This window comes from Myxococcus sp. AM009, assembly GCF_013372605.1.
GTDB classification, from domain to species: Bacteria; Myxococcota; Myxococcia; order Myxococcales; family Myxococcaceae; genus Myxococcus; species Myxococcus vastator.
In genome coordinates, this window is record NZ_JABXEP010000055.1 from 10,274 (window position 1) to 25,402 (window position 15,129).

General features: G+C 69.9%; 12 protein-coding genes. 5 read left to right on the forward strand and 7 right to left on the reverse strand.

Features of this window, described 5'->3' with window-relative positions; translation table 11 throughout:
* Nucleotides 1-22 precede the first annotated feature (22 nt).
* The 4 genes from HV824_RS15800 to HV824_RS15815 all read right to left on the reverse strand — a co-directional run bounded on the left by HV824_RS15800 (nucleotide 23) and on the right by HV824_RS15815 (nucleotide 7,884).
* Entirely contained in the window at nucleotides 23-3,802 is a 3,780-nt protein-coding gene (locus tag HV824_RS15800) for an FAD-dependent oxidoreductase (RefSeq protein WP_176419225.1), read from the reverse strand.
* An 88-nt stretch (nucleotides 3,803-3,890) separates the two neighbouring features.
* On the reverse strand, nucleotides 3,891-4,709 hold the full coding sequence (locus HV824_RS15805; RefSeq protein ID WP_176419226.1) for a dolichyl-phosphate beta-glucosyltransferase: 819 nt from the start codon (nucleotides 4,707-4,709) through the stop codon (nucleotides 3,891-3,893).
* 152 nt (nucleotides 4,710-4,861) lie between these two features.
* Nucleotides 4,862-5,647 carry a hypothetical protein gene (locus HV824_RS15810; protein WP_176423641.1) on the reverse strand — a complete coding sequence of 262 codons (786 nt, stop codon included), beginning with the start codon at nucleotides 5,645-5,647 and terminating at the stop codon, nucleotides 4,862-4,864.
* A complete protein-coding gene (locus HV824_RS15815; protein WP_176423642.1) occupies nucleotides 5,644-7,884 on the reverse strand; it encodes a glycosyltransferase family 4 protein in 2,241 nt (746 codons plus the stop codon). Before HV824_RS15815 ends, HV824_RS15810 begins: the two co-directional genes overlap by 4 nt.
* Before the next feature lie 47 nt (nucleotides 7,885-7,931).
* Here HV824_RS15815 and HV824_RS15820 point away from each other — a divergent pair, with 47 nt between their 5' ends.
* The gene (locus HV824_RS15820) at nucleotides 7,932-9,017 is read left to right on the forward strand and encodes a glycosyltransferase family 1 protein (RefSeq protein ID WP_176423643.1); all 1,086 of its coding nucleotides are present in this window, start codon (nucleotides 7,932-7,934) and stop codon (nucleotides 9,015-9,017) included.
* Nucleotides 9,018-9,025: 8 nt separating this feature from the next.
* On the forward strand, nucleotides 9,026-9,586 hold the full coding sequence (locus HV824_RS15825) for a hypothetical protein (RefSeq protein ID WP_176419230.1): 561 nt from the start codon (nucleotides 9,026-9,028) through the stop codon (nucleotides 9,584-9,586).
* Between the two features lie 3 nt (nucleotides 9,587-9,589).
* Here the strand turns inward: HV824_RS15825 and HV824_RS15830 are convergent, their stop codons facing one another.
* Complete coding sequence (locus HV824_RS15830; RefSeq protein WP_176419231.1) at nucleotides 9,590-10,111, reverse strand: NADAR family protein; 522 nt, start codon at nucleotides 10,109-10,111, stop codon at nucleotides 9,590-9,592.
* A gap of 84 nt (nucleotides 10,112-10,195) precedes the next feature.
* Here HV824_RS15830 and HV824_RS15835 point away from each other — a divergent pair, with 84 nt between their 5' ends.
* The gene (locus tag HV824_RS15835) at nucleotides 10,196-10,936 is read left to right on the forward strand and encodes a hypothetical protein (protein WP_176423644.1); all 741 of its coding nucleotides are present in this window, start codon (nucleotides 10,196-10,198) and stop codon (nucleotides 10,934-10,936) included.
* Here HV824_RS15835 and HV824_RS15840 read toward each other — a convergent pair.
* Nucleotides 10,915-11,772, reverse strand: a complete 858-nt coding sequence (locus HV824_RS15840) for a metallophosphoesterase (protein WP_176423645.1) — start codon at nucleotides 11,770-11,772, stop codon at nucleotides 10,915-10,917. The genes HV824_RS15835 and HV824_RS15840 overlap by 22 nt on opposite strands.
* 66 nt (nucleotides 11,773-11,838) lie before the next feature.
* On the reverse strand, nucleotides 11,839-12,630 hold the full coding sequence (locus HV824_RS15845; protein ID WP_176419234.1) for a hypothetical protein: 792 nt from the start codon (nucleotides 12,628-12,630) through the stop codon (nucleotides 11,839-11,841).
* Between the two features lie 271 nt (nucleotides 12,631-12,901).
* On the opposite strand from HV824_RS15845, the gene HV824_RS15850 reads away from it, so the two are divergent.
* Both HV824_RS15850 and HV824_RS15855 read left to right on the forward strand, forming a co-directional pair.
* A complete protein-coding gene (locus HV824_RS15850; RefSeq protein ID WP_176419235.1) occupies nucleotides 12,902-14,338 on the forward strand; it encodes a hypothetical protein in 1,437 nt (478 codons plus the stop codon).
* Between the two features lie 96 nt (nucleotides 14,339-14,434).
* Nucleotides 14,435-15,121 carry a hypothetical protein gene (locus tag HV824_RS15855; protein ID WP_176419236.1) on the forward strand — a complete coding sequence of 229 codons (687 nt, stop codon included), beginning with the start codon at nucleotides 14,435-14,437 and terminating at the stop codon, nucleotides 15,119-15,121.
* The last annotated feature ends 8 nt before the right edge of the window (nucleotides 15,122-15,129 follow it).

Sequence of the window (15,129 nt, forward strand, 5' to 3'; positions counted from 1 at the left end):
AGACGGGCACGGCCCGCTTGCCTCAGACGCGCTTGAGGTGCGGGGCCTGCTTGAAGAGCTGCGCCAGGTAGACGTCGGCGACCTTCTCCATGACGGTGTTGCCGCGCAGGCGCTGCCGGAGGTTGACGAAGTCCACCTGGTCCAGCCGCTGGTCCTGGTTGTAGCAGGAGAACACCCACGTCTCCTTGCCCGTCACCGGGTCCACGTGCCGCTGGAGGCACTGGGCGCAGATCTCCTTCATCATGCACTGCATCGGCGAGTTGATGGAGCCGATGGCCTCATGCCCCGGCTTGAGGTGCGGCTGGAGGACGCCGTGCCGGGCCTCGGCCACCGCGCGCATCATTCCATCCGAGCCAATGGCGATGATGCGGTCCACGTCCGCCAGGGGGACGACGGGCGCGGGGCCCAGCTTGCCCTCCGCGTAGGCCACCATCGCCTGCACCACGTTGCCCCGGAACGTCGAGTCCTGCGGCCGGCGCGGCGCAATCGTGTCCCCGGTGTCCACGGACCACACAATCTGGTCCGTGCCGGCCTCGATTTCGTCGTGCTTGAAGGAGTCCGACTTCTGCCGGTAGCCGGCGAAGTACACGACGCGGCAGCCGGCCGCCTTGAGCGAGCGGGCGATGGAGAAGAGCACCGCGTTGCCCAGGCCGCCGCCCACGAGCACCACCGTCTCGTCGTGGCCAATCTCCGTGGGCGCGCCGGTGGGGCCCATCAGCACCACGGGCTCACCGGGCTTGAGCGCGGCGCACAGGCGCGAGGACGAGCCCATCTCCAGCACGATGGTGCCCATCAGCCCCTTCTCCTTGTCCACCCAGGCGCCGGTGAGGGCCAGGCCCTCCATGGTGAGGCGCACGCCGTCCACCACGGGCGCGTTCCGCTCGAAGTTCTGCAGCCGGTAGAACTGGCCGGGGGAGAAGTGGCTGGCCGCGAAGGGCGCGCGCACCACCACCTCGACGATGGTCGGCGTCAGCCGGTTGACGGCCACCACGGTGGCGGTGAATGCCTCGTCCAGCTTCGCGAAGTGCTCGGCGCGGCGCGCGTCACGCGCGGCCTGGGCCCCCTCGTCGGTGAAGTCGAGCGCGGCCACTTCCTTCGCGTACAGCCGCGCCACCTGCGGGTGCCCGTCCTTCGCGCTGGCCATGGCCTTCACCACGTTGCCCGCGTAGGTCGGGTGGTTGTCGCCGTAGAAGGAGATGAAGCGGCCGTCCTGCTGGTACGACGTGAAGAAGCCCGTCTTCGCCGCCGGGTCCTCCTTCGCCTTCACGGGCGCCAGCGAGAAGCCGTCCTGCGCATCCACCAGCTCGTGGCTCTGGAAGTACTCGCCGCGCGCGTCGAGCTGGAAGGTGCCCGGGTATTCCTTTTCGTAAGTGACGTTGGGGGACGTGCCGGCGGCGACGCACACCGTGCGCGCGGGCAGCTCGAAGAACTGGCCGCTGCCCTTGAGCTTGCCGTCCACCGTCACCATGCGCTCGAAGCGCAGCGCGCGCACCGCGCCGGAGGCGTCCGGCAGGGCCTCCACCGGGCTCATGCGCTCGATGAAGCGGATGCCTTCCTCCAGCGCCTTCGACACCTCCTCATGGTTGAGGCGGTAGGCGGGGGACTCGGTGAGGCCACGGCGGTAGACGAGGCTGACGCCGCCCCACGCGCGCACCAGCTTGATGAAGTCCGGGTCGCGGCCCAGGGCCTCCGCCTTCTGGCGCTCCTCGCGCACGGCGCGGCCGTGCTCCAGGAACGTCTGGTAGGTGACGCGCTCGTCCGCGTCGAGGCGGGCCAGCACGGCCTCCTCGCCCACCTGGGACACCAGCTTCTCGTGGCGGGCGAGCGCCTTCTCCACCTGCACCGGGTAGTACGCCATCAGCTCCGTGGCGGTGTCGACGCCGGTGAGGCCGCCGCCGATGACGATGGCGGGCAGCTGCACCTGGAGGTTCGCCAGCGAGTCCTTCTTGAACGCGCCGCTGAGCTGGAGCGCCATCAGGAAGTCACTGGCCTTGCGGATGCCCCGGATGAGGTTGTTCTTCATCCCGATGATGGTCGGGCGGCCCGCGCCAGCGGCGATGGCGATGTGGTCGAAGCCCAGCGCCCACGCGTCCTCCACCGTGAGGGTGCCACCGAAGCGCACGCCGCCGTGGATGCGGAAGCTCTCCCGGCGCGCCAGCGTGAGGTGGATGAGCGTGAGGAAGTTCTTGTCCCAGCGCACGGTGATTCCGTACTCGGACACGCCGCCGAAGCCCTCCAGGATGCGCTCATCCAGCTCGGTGGTGAGCGCGGACCAGTCACGGATGGGCCGGAGCGCGTGGCCGTTGCGGCCCACGAGCGCGTCGGGGAAGGGCTCAATCTTGAGGCCGTCGATCCCCGTGACGCCGAAGCCCTCGTTGAGCAGGTAGTGCGACAGCGTGTAGCCGGCGGGGCCCAGGCCCACCACCAGCACGTTGCGGCCCACGTAGGGCAGCGCGTACGGGCGGCGGACGTTGAGCGGGTTCCACCGCGTGAGCAGGCCGTAGATTTCGAAGCCCCACGGCAGGTTCAGCACGTCCGTGAGCGTGGCCGTCTCCGCCAGGGGGATGTTCACCGGCTCCTGCTTCTGGAAGATGCAGGCCTTCATGCAGTCATTGCAGATGCGGTGACCGGTGCCGGGGCACATCGGGTTGTCGAGCGTCACCATGGCCAGCGCGGCCACGGAGTTGCCTTCCCGCTTGAGCAGGTGTGCCTCGGAGATGCGCTCGTCGAGCGGGCACCCGTTGAGGGGGATGCCCAACGGGTTCTTCTTGTAGTGGTGCCCCTCGGCCACCGGGTCCTTGGCGGGGAAGCCCTTGGTGCACGAGTCCTTCTGCCGCTCGTGGCAGAGCACGCAGTAGTCCACCTCGTTCATCACGTCGCGCGAGGTGCCCCGGCGGTCGGTGAGCTTGAACCCGTCGCGGTGGCGCAGGTGGTGCTCCAGGCCCTCGGTGGCCTCGGGCAGCGCGTTGTCCGGACGCTGGAGGTGGACGAGCTGGTCGAACACCAGCGGCTTGGGAATCCGGTGGGTGGGCCAGGCGTGGAAGAGGTCCTTCGTCTCCGGGTGGAGCGCCCGCGCGTACGTCCAGCGGTCCGCCAGCGACAGCAGCGCGCGCACCGACTGGAGCTCCGCGGCGTCATCGCCCTGCGTGACGAGGCTGGAGCCGAAGGCGTCCTGGCCCTCGGGCGTGGACAGCAGCACCTCACGCAGCGCGGACCAGCGGGCGCGCAGGGCCTCCGCCTCCCCCTGCCGCTCGGCGGGCAGCGCGTTGGAGAACAGGCGCTCCAGGTCCATCAGCGATAGGACGGACTCCGCCAGGCCCCGCTCCAGGTCCCCGGTGGCCAGCGCCTCCGGGAAGCCCAGCTGGAGCATCAGCCGCATGCGCGCGTCCAGCGAGGGGAACTCCGCCAGCGCCGGGCGGTCCGCGGCGCCCTTCTTGAAGACGCGGCGGGTGATGAACTCGCGCTTGAAGTCGAAGAGCGGCAGCTCGCCCTTGAGGCGGCCGGACAGGCGCTCCAGCTCCTGCTCCACGCGGAAGAGGCGCGAGACGAAGCGCGACACGTGGCGCGACACGCGGACGAGCAGGTCCGACTCCGCGGCGCCGCTGACGCTCTTGCCGCCGGACTCGCGGTACGCGGCGAAGGCCTGGAAGAGCTCGGGCTCAGCCTCGGCGAGCTGCGCGTCGAAGCGCTCCGCCAGCCGGCGCAGCCCAGCGGGGCGATACAGGTCCTCGAAGACAAAGCCCGGCAGGCCCAGGGTCAGAGGAGGGGTGGGGTCGGAGGGCAGGTCAGTCAAGGCGCGCATGTCACGAACAGTGTGGGAGGAACCTGGGGAAACAGCTTCCAGGCGGGACCTATTTCGCGGGGTGCCGTCCGGAAATCAAGCGGGCTTGTCACTGTACGTGAGGCTCGCCTTCGGGCAACGCGTCCCGGTGGGTAGGCAGGGACACACGCTCCAGGCGCTGACGCAGCTGCAGCAGTCCCCAGAACATGCGCGCCGCGTCGAGCCCCGGGATGACCTTGGAACCCCCGAAGTCCTCCCAGTCGATGGGGACCTCCAGGAAGCGCGCGCCCTGGCGCTTCAGCAGCACCAGCAGCTCCACGTCCAGCAGCCAGCGCTGCTCCTGGAGTACGTCCAGGAGTGGCCGCAGCAGGTCCGCGCGGATGAACTTCACCCCGCACTGGGTGTCGTAGAAGTGGAGCTTGAAGTTCGCATCCGTGAGCGTGGCGAAGACGCGACCCTGTAGGTGCCGGTGGAGGCTGCGCACGACGCGGCGTCCGGCCATGAGGATGCGCGAGCCGGCCAGGACGTCCACGTTCCGCGCCATCTCCGAGGCGCTCAGCGCCACCAGCCGGTGGAACTCCTCGGCGTTGATGGCGCCATCCGCGTCCAGGAAGGCCAGCCACGTGACGCCCGCTGACGCGTGACGCCAGCCGAGCCGGATGGCCGAGCCCTTTCCCTGGTTGCGAGGCGCCGCCACGTAGGTGAACTGGTGCCGTGCCCCCGTGCTGGCGAGGTGGGCCTGGGCCGCCTCTACGCTGGCGCGCTGGCGTTCGGCGTGCTCGGGCGCGCTGCCATCGTCGACGACGACGAACTCCACCGGCGGGGCGCTCCGCTCGAGGAACACGCGCGTGAGCTCCGCGACGAAGCGAGGCAGCCGCTGGCCCTCGTTGTAAGCGGGGATGACGACGCTGACGGAGGGCCCATGCACGCGTTCGATTGAGCACAGGTGCGGATGAGCCGTCAATGCAGGGGGGCGGCATATCCCCGCCTCGCACGCACCAGCTCACACGGCCCGCCGTCCGGGCGCGCGCCCTGTTCTGGCGGCCTGGGGCAGGCGCCGTGCCCCTCATGGGGGTGTGCTCAGTGGGCCTTCTTGCCGCGGCGCTTCTTCTGGCCGGAGGCGTTCCGGCGCGGCGAAGCCTCCGCCGAGGGCTGTGCGGGAGCGGAGGGCGCGGCCTTCTTCGCGCGGGCCGTTTTGCTTCGGGTTGGCGCACCCGCGGCGGGCGCCGGTGCCTGCGCGCGGGCGGCCGGCGCACGGGGCGCCGAGGTCGAGTCCACTTCCGGAGAAGCCGCGCCCACTGGCTGCTTCGGCCGCGCTGGCTTCCGTGGATGGGCCTGGGGGGCACGCGGCTTGGGCAGCACGGTGTCGACCGCGGTCGCCGGCCGCGCCACGGGGGATGGCGTCGCTTCGTGCTCGCGCCGCTGTGCGCGCTCCTGCTGCCGCGGCGGCACCGCCGCTTCGGCGACCGCGGGGACTGGACGTGCCCGGAGCGCCTCCACCTCGCGACGCAGGCGGAGCACCTCGGCGGACAGCTGCGCGTAGGAGTCGCGCACGTGCCCGTTGAATACGCGCTGCCTGCCGAGCGCCTCGTTGATGAACACCTGGCACGACTTGCGGAAGGCCCACTTGGCCAGCAGGACGACTTGTCCCACGCCACCCCGGTGGGTGTGCAGGGGGAGGGCGCGCGTGGCGTCCGCGTATTCCTCCAGCGCATGCAGGTTGAACGTCAGCGGCTCCACCCGGGGCTCCACGCCTTCGGCAGGCAGCTCCACTTCCTCGGAGGTGGGGAGGCCGCGCGTGCGCAGGCGCTCCTCGATGCGGGCAATCAGCTCCCGCGCGGGGATGTCCCGTCCCAGTAACTTCATTGGCGCTTCTCCTCGAGGATGCGTTGCATTTCTTCCCGGTAGGCCGCCACCACCTGCGGCCAGCCCTGCTTCTTCACGTACGCCAGGCCCCGCTTGCCCATGGGCCCACGCTCCGAGCCCACCTCGCGCAGGCCCTGGATGAACGACTCCAGGTCCGTGTACGCGCGGCCCGCGCCGCTGCGCTCCACCTGTCCCACCAGCACGTCCGAGCGCCCATTCACCAGCACGGGGGTGCCCTGGGCGAAGGACTCCAGCGTCAGCAGCGACAGGCTCTCGTAGCGGGACGGCACCACCACCGCCAATGCCCCCGCCAGCGCGTCGTGTTTGTCCTGCTCGTCGATGCGGCCCAGGTAGCGCACGCCCTCGCCGGACAGCGCCATGTTGGTGTCTCCCGCGAGCACCAGGTCCGGCGCGTCCTCGAACCGCTCCTTCAGGGCCTGGTGGTACCCCAGCAGCTCGGGCACGCCTTTGCCCGGCTCCTGCCGGCCGATGTAGAGCAGGTAGTGCCGGTGGAGGCCGTGCTTCTCCTTGAAGCGCGCGCCGTCCGCCCGAGGCCGGTCCACGCCCACGCCCACCACCCGCGTGGGCGCGTGATTCGGGAAGAGCTTCTCGATGAGCGTGTGCTCCTCCGGCGTGAGGCAGAGCAGGGCGCGCGGGCGCTCGAAGACGTCCCGGTACACACCGAAGCGGACGGGGGCCTCGTCATGCGTGGTGGGCACCAGCAGGGCCCGGTCCGCCACCAGCGGCAGTCCCCACACCGTGGGCGCGTAGAGGTAGGTGAAGAAGAGATAGCCGTCGTAGGCGTCGCGCTCGGTGGCCAGGTGGTGCAGCAGGCCGGGGCACATGGGGCCCTGCTCGGCCACCCACTGCTCTTCGCGCAGCCGCTCGTTGCGCTTGTCGAACACCTGCCGCGACAGGCCGTTGAAGCCTCGGATGTTGCGCACCCGCGTGGACGGGAAGCGCAGCACGTTGATGCCGTCCACGACGTCGGGCCCGGGGGCAAAGGCGTTGTCCCACTCGAGGTGGTTCTTCGCGCAGGTCGTCAGCACGGTGAGGTCCCAGTGCGGCGCCAGGTGCTCGGCCATCTGCGCGGCGAGCTTCTCCGCGCCGCCCGTCACCTCGCCGTAGCGCTGCACCACCAGCGCCACCCGGGGACGCTCGGGGACCTTCCGCGGCTTCGTGGGCGCGGGGCGGGGGAGCACCGTCTCCAGCGCCTTCGTGAAGGCGGTCTGCACGGAAGGCGCGGAGAAGTGCTCCAGCCGCCGCGTCTGGCCGGCGATGACGGGGCCTCGCAGGGCCGGGTCCTCGCTCAGGTCCACCGCCAGCTCCGCGAGGAAGGCGAAGCGCTTCTGGTCGAAGGCCACGCCCGCGCCGCCCAACGTCTCCGGCACCGCGGCGGCCGCGTAGGCCAGCACGGGGACCTCGGCGGCCATGGCCTCGATGAGGGGGACGCCGAAGCCCTCATGCTCGCTCATGGAGACGTAGACGGAAGCGGAGCGGTACGCGGCCACGAGCTGCGCGTGGCTCAGGCGTCCCAGGAAGCTCACGCCGCGCAGGCCGCGCGCCTCCCGCTGGAGCATGCGGAAGTACCGGCTGCCGGGCTCGTAGCCGCCCACCATCAACAGGCGCGCCTGGGGCCGCAGCCGCAGCACTTCGCGGTGGAGCGCGAGCAGGTCCTCGAAGCGCTTGTGCGGCATGACCCGGCTCACGCCGAGCAGCACGGGGCCTGGACCCTGAAGCCGCTGGAGCAGCTTCGCGTCCGCGCTGGCGCGGGAGAATCGCTCCGGTTCGATGAAGAGGGGCACCGTGTGGACGTTGCGGTAGCCCGCGGCGCGCAGCTCGGCGGCGTTGAAGTCCGACACGCCGATGGCCACCTCCGCGAAGGGGGCCATCGCGGCGAGCTGGGCCCGCCCCGCCACCAGCGCGTCCGCCAGCGGCAGCCCTTCGTAGAAGCGTGCGGGGCTGATGTTGTGGAAGACGACGCCGCGACGGCAGGGCAGGTGCATCAACCGGCTGCTGAGCGGAGAGGCGATGCCATGGTGGTAGAGGACCAGGTCACCGGGTGCGGGGCGCAGCGCGGACGCGGGGCTGGCCAGCCCTTCGAGCCCCGGGCCCACCTCGTCCGCGTACAGCGCGCCCGCGTGCCCCATGCGGCGCAGCAGGAGCTGCAGGTGCAGCGCGGCCTGCCCGGTGGCGTCGCCGGGGACAAAGCTCGGTATCAACTGGTGGATCGCCATGCGGGTCCTGCCTATCACACGCTCGTGGTATGAGGCGCACCGTGTCCATGAGCCCCATCGCCTTCGACGCGACACTCTGGGACGAGCCGACCACCGGCATCGGCCTGTACACCCGTTGCCTGGCCTCCGCCCTGGAGGCGCTCGGCGTCCAGCTCATCCGCATGGGGGCGCAGTCCTCTGGCGAGGCGCCTCGCGCGAAGGCCGGGCGCACCGCCTGGACGCTGGGCGGCTTGCCGCGCGTGCTCCAGGGCTCGGACGCGCCGCTGTACCACGCACACGGCAACTTCAACCTGCCCCTCATCCGCGCGCCCGGCATGAAGTACGTGCTGACGGTGCACGACTTGATTCCGCTGCTGATGCCGGAGACGGTGTCGTCCGCGTTCCGCTGGCAGTTCCGCCTGTGGCTGTCGCGCAGCCTGATGGTGGCGGACCAGGTGGTGTGCGTGAGCGAGCGCACGCGGCAGGACCTGCTGGCTCGCTACCCGGAAGCGGAGTCGCGCACGGTGGTGGTGCCCAATGGCGTGGACCACGTCCATGCGCCAGCCCTGGACGACACCAGCAAGGACTTCCTACGCGCGCTCTCCCTGCCGAAGGAGTACGTGCTCTACGCGGGCTCGCTCGACGTGCGGAAGAACGTGGACCTGGTGCTGGACGCGTTGGAGTTGCTGCGACCGCGGGGGCGGCCCGTCTCGCTGGTGCTGGCGGGGCAGCGCTGGTTCGGCGCGGGTCGCGTGGAGTCGCGCATCTCCCGGATGCGCTCGGAGGGGTTCGAGGTGCGCTCGCTCGGCTATCAGTCCGACGCCGTGTTCTACGAGCTGATGCGCCGCGCGGCCGTGTTCGTGTTCCCCTCTCGCTACGAGGGATTCGGACTGCCTCCGCTGGAGGCGATGCGGCTGGGGACGCCCACCATCGTCTCCACCGCGGGCTCGCTGCCGGAGGTCTGTGGCGACGCCGCGCTGAGCGTGGGGCCCGACGACGCGAACGGGCTCGCGAGGGCGTTGGACCGGCTGCTCCACTCGCCGGAGGAACGGCGGGCGCTCGCGGAGCGAGGAAGGGCGCAGGCCGCGAAGTTCACCTGGAAGCGGACCGCCGAGGGCACCTTGGCGGCGTATGAGGCCGCGCTGCGGCGATAAGGAGACGTATGCGAACGCTCGTCTGGAGTGGGGTGATGTTGTGCGGACTGCTCGCGGGCTGCGCGAGCCGGCAGGAGATGGGCACCGCTCCGGTGGAACCGCCGTCCACCGAGGCCGAAGCCGGGGCCAGCGCCGGGGTGCCAACGCCGGCCCCTGAGGACACGCAGGCCACTCCGACGTCGCCTGCCGGGGACGGCGAGGCGAAGGCCGCCGTCCAGCCGTTGGTGGTGATGCCCAAGCCCGAGCCGAAGGACCCCATCAACATCCGAAGCGCCCAGGTGGACGGCGGCATCCTGTCGCTGGCCGTGATGCATGGCGGAGGCTGCGCCGAGCACACGTACACGCTGGCCTGGGACGGAACGCTTCAGCCGGGCGCGGACGGGACGCCGGTGGCGAACCTGGTGCTGGTACATGACGGGAACAATGACATGTGCAAGGCGCTCCTGCGGGCCACGCCTCGCTTCGACGTGTCCTCGGTGTCGCAGCGCTTCGGGGCGCAGTTCGGGAAGACCTCGGGCACGGTGAACCTGGTCCTGCCGGACCAGGCTCCCCTGCGCTACGACTTCTGAGCCCTACGCTTCAGCGGGGGACGCCTCGGTGACGCCCTCCGCCAGCAGGTCCTCACGCAGCTTCGTGAGGACCTTGCCCAGCAGATTCAGTCCTCGCCACTTCGCGGGGTGATGGATGCGCGGGTCCTCCGCACTCAACCCCACACCCCAGATGCGATCCATGGGGCTGGCTTCCACCAACTCCGTGCCCGCGGTGACCAGGAGCGCTTTCAGCAGCGCCGGGCTCTGGGTGAACTTCGCGCGGTTGCCCTCGTAGACGATGCGCTCACGCGCCTTCTCCCAGCGCACGTTGTCGAAGTCTCGGACCTTGCGGCCCAGGGCCTTGTGCGTCTTGGGCGACCTCGATGACAGGATGCTCGCCAGCGCCTCGTTGTCACCGAAGAGCCGCGCCTTGCCCGCCATCATGTACTGCTCAGCGCACACGTAGCGCGCGCCGTCCACGACGAAGTCGGAGCGGTGCCACTGCGAGAAGGGGGAGTGCGCCTGCCAGAAGAAGGTGAACCGCTGCTGTCCTGCTTCACTCATGGGCGACCTCAGGAATGGTGTTGATTGTACACTAACGATGGTGGCCCGGCGACCTGACAAACGTCGCTACACTGCCCTACCTTCATGACGCTCTCCGACGCCCTGGCGCTGCTGGAACACTGCTTCACCGGGCTCGCGGAAGGCGCCCCCCGGCTCCGCGAGCAGGAAGACGGCCGCTTCGCCCTCCGCCCCAGCGCCGTGTGGCTGGAGTACCGCTGGTACGTCCATGAACGGGGGATGGCGGAGGTCTTCCTCAAGTGGCCTCGCGTCTCCACCGAACAGCGTGTCGCGGCCGAGGCCACGGTGCTGCGCGTCCATGTGCTCGGCGTGTCACCCACGCTTTCCGAGCGAGCGGGGAAACTGCTCGTGGGTGGAAAGCCATCGAGAGATCGCATCATGGACCTCTTCGGTGATGACGGCGTGCGCCGGGAGTGCGTCTGCGTGGGCCGGACGAACGTCACCGTGGAGCACTGGGAGCCGCGGCCCGGCCCGCGCCCGCTGCTGGACGATGCGCGCTTCACCGCGCTGGCCGAGGCGCTGGAGGCACCGGACGCCACGCCCGAGGCACGTCATGAGGCGGTGCAGCGGCTGGCCGACGAACGAAGCCCCCGCGTCGTGGCGGTGCTGCTCGCGCTGGTGGCGCGCAAGTCCTCGCTGATGGCGCTGCGGGTGTTGTCGGAGTGGGGCGTGATCGAGGCGCGCGGGGCACTTCAGCGGGACCTGGCCCTGGTGCGGCCCGACAACCCCGCCGACCTGTGGACCTTCACGGCGCTGGAGCGGCGGCTTCAGGCCTGGGCGGCCCTTCAGGGGAATGGGGGGACCTGAATCGTCCCTCCCGTCACCTGTCCGCTCTCAACGTCGATGAGCCAGTAGCCTTCACGGCCCGCCTGCGTGGAGGAGCCGGCGCCGAACACGTGGGGGTGCTCGGCGGTGGCCGGGTGGTGGAAGCGGTGGTGGATGTGGCCGTGCAAGATGGCGTGACGGGGCCCGCGGAGCAGCTTGCAGAGGTCGGGGCCGTCACTCAATCCCCAGGGCCCCAGGGCCGCCGTGCCTTGGGGCTTCAAGGGCGCGTGGTGTACGACGACGAGGAGGGCCCGGCTCGCGAGCCGGACGTCGCTGACAATCGCCGCCAGTCCGTCCAACTGCTCGGGGCCGATGACCCCGCGAGAGAGGCCCGGCAGCGGTGGCACCCGGGCCGAGCAGAGGCCAACGACGGCGGCGTCCTCGCCCACGAGCCGGACGAAGGGAAAGGCACCTTCCCGTTGGTGCTCGGGCAGGTCGCTCTCCAGCAGGTGCCCGAAGTAGCGCTCGAAGCGCCTGCCGCGAGCGCTGCCCGGTGTGTACACGTCGTGGTTGCCGGGGATGACGGTGCAGCGGCCGCGGTCCTCCGCCAGCGCACCCAGCGCGTCCCGTGCCCCCTGGAACTCGAGGTCGAGCGCGCAGGCCGTCAGGTCTCCCGAGAGGATGAGATGGTGCGCGCCGTGTGCCGGCATGGCGCGCGCGATGGCGGAGAGCGTGCGAGGCGCTTCGTCGTAGGCGCGCGCCCGCCCCGCTGCCAGCAGCTCTGGCAGCGCCAGCCAGCGCCGCCAGCCCAGCCGGCGCAGGGGCAGCGCCCGGTAGTCGGCGGTGACGTGGACATCCGAGCAATGAAGAAAGCGCATGGCGGGCGCTGGAGGCGATGCCGGGACACCACGGTCATGAACCGGCACCGCCGTGTCAGCCGGTGATTAGAGCGCCTGACAGAGGGCGTTGCCGAGGGTGCGCGTATCCCAGTAGCGGATGCCGCAGCCGTAGCCCGGGCCGTCCATGGCGCCGCCACCCGCCAGACGCGCGACGTCCCACGTCCCCAGCAGCGCGCAGACCTCGCTCTGACGGGCCTCGGCCTCGGTCGGCGCCAGCAGGGCCGTCCCCGGGGCGCACGGCTGGTCTCCCACGACCTCGACGAACGTCAACTGCGCGCAGAGGGTCTCCCCCATCGAGCGGGTGTCGACGTCACGGATGCCGCAGCCGTAGCCCGGGCCGTCCATGGAGCCGCCGCCAGCGAGCCGGACGATGTCCCAGGTGCCCAGCTGCGAGCAGATGTCGCTCTGGCTGGCACGGGCGACCATCGGGCTGACCACCGTGAGCCCCGCCGGACAGACGCCGTCGCCGGTGACCTCGCTGAACTGTTGCACCTGCTTGCAGAGGCTTTCGCCCATGCCGCGCGAATCCACCGTCCGAATGCCGCAGCCGTAGCCCGCGCCATCCATGGAACCGCCGTTGGCCAGTCGCACGATGTCCCACGTGCCGAGCATGGCGCACAGGGTGGATTGGTTCTCCCGCGCCTCTTCGGGAGAGGCCAGCGTGTAGCCCGAGGGGCACGCCGTGTCGCCCAGGACGTTGTAGACCTGCCCGGCGAGCGACGCCTGCGCCTCCTGGGTCGTGTCCGCGGGCGTGTCCTGCGCGGGCGTGCCGCATCCGGCAAGAGAAAGCGCCAAACCAAAACCAGACAACAGGACGGAGATTGCGCGCTGATTCATATTGACCTCGTGAAGGGTGGTTGCATGCGGAGCCCGGGGATGTGCCTCGGGGTCCGGGGCGCCGACATGAGCAAGACTCATACCGTGAGTGTGTTGCTGTTTGTCTTGGGAGCATGGGCCTGCGAAGTCTTGAAGTGGATGGCGGGCGCGTCCGTGGGGGACGCAATCGCGTTCTCCGGGAACGCCTCATGTATGGGGTTTCCCGTGCAACGAAAGACAGAGTGCGCGCGCACGGTTCGTGAAAGGAAATCTCCCAGGACAGGGGGAGCGCATGCGGGTGCGGCACGTCGCCATTGGGGCGAGTCATGAGGTGTATGCATCGGGAGAGGCCGCGCTGGCGGCAGCCGTCACCCGGCGCGTGGGGGACCGGTTGGCGCGGGAGCGTCAGGCGCGGCTGCCCCCGCGCTATCGAAGATGGCGGGTGTTGGAGACCACGCCCCTGCTGCGTTCAATGGAAGGCGGGCTGGATGACACCAAGTTCCTCTACCCGGTGCTCGACAACCTCCCGCTCATCGTCTTTCCGCTGCTGGCCCATGCGCTGACGGGGGGCCAGGTCAGCGTCCATGGGCCTCGTGAGGTCTGTCACGTGGTGGAGGTGGTCCGCGACTTCCTCCTGGAGGAAGGCCACATCGACGAACGGAGCCGCGTCGTGGCGGTCCAGGAGGACCTGGGCGATATCTCCCTCTTCCGCTCACTCCAGCGGTCCACCGAGGGCCTTTCCGCCAGCGCCGAGGCGCCCCTGCTCTGGTCCGCCGGAGACCTGGTGCTGGCGTACAACGCCTATCCCTGGCTGAGGGACCGGCATCTCGCCAGTCATGCGCTCATCCTCAACCTGAACGCGCGCCAGGTCGTCTTCCCTCCGAGCCGCGCGGAGCTCTTCGCGCGCAACTATCTGGACCGCATGCGGCTGGACGACGGGAAGGAAACCCTCGTCGACGTGAAGGAGCCCAACCTGCTGCTCTTCACCGGCGCGGGGCTCCAGGGGCTGGCGAAGGTGGACGGCTTGCGCAAGCCACCACCCGGAGAGACCTATATGAAGGTGCTGCTCCGCGGTGTGGGCAGGGTGGGGTGTCACGCGCCTCTGCGGGCGACGCTGGCCTTCCTCCGCTATGGCCTGAAGCGGGTGAAGGACAGGCTGGACGACGCGGAGGGCGTGTCACAGCGCCATGTCACGGCGCTTGCGAGCGCCTTCTTTGGCGTGCCCACCGTCGTGAAGGCGGAGAACACCGACCCCTTCTCCGTCAGGGACGGGGACAGCCTGGAGGACGTCTTCGGGTACTACCGCGCCTTCCTCCAGCCCATCGTGGACTCCAGGCCGACGAAGGAGGCGGGGTACCGCGAGCTGGCGCACTACCACCCGCACGCGGAGCTGCTCTACCGGCTCTCCCTCCGGCTCCGTCCGCTTCAGGCCGAGCTCCCGCTCTGGAGGCAGTGGCCGGAGCTCATCCGCGACAAGTGTGCCTCGCTGAACCAGCGCCTGGTCGCGGAGTTTCGGGGGCTGGGGTTGGCGGATGCGACGCCGCTCGTGCCTGAGTACTTCGATGCGACGGGAACCTTCCGGTGTCATCCCTTGCCTTCGGATGACCTGCGGGCCACCGGAGCCTTTCTCAGACAGGTCTACCTCCCTGCCTATGAGAGAGACAGGGCAAGCGCTCCGGGGCCGCGGGGAGCGCGCTTGCGGCTCGCACGCAGGCGCGTCGCGGGATGACGCGGGCAGGGGTGGGAAGGGCGGTATGTCCAAGCCCGCATGCTCGGACGGATTGTGAAGCGTGGCTTGGTATGCGGACTGCAATGCCAGCTGGTCATGGCCTTCAGAAAAGACGTGTTGACCCAGATTGCTGGCAGCTACTCGAATTTCTCCGAGCACCATAAAGACATCCGTTCGTTCTTCGAGATTGTCGGCGTCCGGTTCGCCATCCGCGAGTATGGCGTCAGCTTGAAGTGCCTCGCGGGCAACAAGCTGTTCTCCAACGCGAGCGGCTACCTGCTGTCGGATGACAGCTCGTATCCGTTCTACCTCTGGCTGCCGTCCTGGCTTGGCCGCTTCTATGTGGACCCGCTCCACGTCCCCGCGGGCACCGCGGTGGATGACAGCCGGGCACGGGACGTGAAGCTGCTGGCCTTCATCTGGATATGGCTGGGCTTCAATGACGCCTACGTGAGTGACGCCGCGGGGCCGGAGTGCTGGTTCGGCGTCGCCGAGCCCCGTCCCGAGGACCCGGACGAGCCGGTCGTCTGTACCGCGGACAAGATATGGAAGTACTTCCGCATCGAGCGCACCAGCCAGGGCGAGAGTGACGGATGGCTGAGCGGCGGCTTCCAGAAGAACGCCATCGGGTGTGACCTGAATGGCCGTTGGCACATGCGGCGCGTCCCGTTGGAGCAGCTCTCCAGCTACTACGCCATCGAGAAGCACGTCATCCGGCCGCTGGGGGAGAAGTTCAACGAGCTGTCGGGCGCCCTGGCCCCCATCGCCAAGACGGGGACGTGACGGGCGCC

Excerpts from the sequence above, each read along its gene's own strand:
- HV824_RS15800 (WP_176419225.1), bottom strand. The coding sequence starts at position 3,802 with ATGCGCGCCTTGACTGACCTGCCCTCCGACCCCACCCCTCCTCTGACC.
- HV824_RS15810 (WP_176423641.1), bottom strand. The coding sequence starts at position 5,647 with ATGAAGTTACTGGGACGGGACATCCCCGCGCGGGAGCTGATTGCCCGC.
- HV824_RS15815 (WP_176423642.1), bottom strand. The coding sequence starts at position 7,884 with ATGGCGATCCACCAGTTGATACCGAGCTTTGTCCCCGGCGACGCCACC.
- HV824_RS15820 (WP_176423643.1), top strand. The coding sequence starts at position 7,932 with ATGAGCCCCATCGCCTTCGACGCGACACTCTGGGACGAGCCGACCACC.
- HV824_RS15825 (WP_176419230.1), top strand. The coding sequence starts at position 9,026 with ATGCGAACGCTCGTCTGGAGTGGGGTGATGTTGTGCGGACTGCTCGCG.
- HV824_RS15830 (WP_176419231.1), bottom strand. The coding sequence starts at position 10,111 with ATGAGTGAAGCAGGACAGCAGCGGTTCACCTTCTTCTGGCAGGCGCAC.
- HV824_RS15835 (WP_176423644.1), top strand. The coding sequence starts at position 10,196 with ATGACGCTCTCCGACGCCCTGGCGCTGCTGGAACACTGCTTCACCGGG.
- HV824_RS15840 (WP_176423645.1), bottom strand. The coding sequence starts at position 11,772 with ATGCGCTTTCTTCATTGCTCGGATGTCCACGTCACCGCCGACTACCGG.
- HV824_RS15845 (WP_176419234.1), bottom strand. The coding sequence starts at position 12,630 with ATGAATCAGCGCGCAATCTCCGTCCTGTTGTCTGGTTTTGGTTTGGCG.
- HV824_RS15850 (WP_176419235.1), top strand. The coding sequence starts at position 12,902 with ATGCGGGTGCGGCACGTCGCCATTGGGGCGAGTCATGAGGTGTATGCA.
- HV824_RS15855 (WP_176419236.1), top strand. The coding sequence starts at position 14,435 with ATGGCCTTCAGAAAAGACGTGTTGACCCAGATTGCTGGCAGCTACTCG.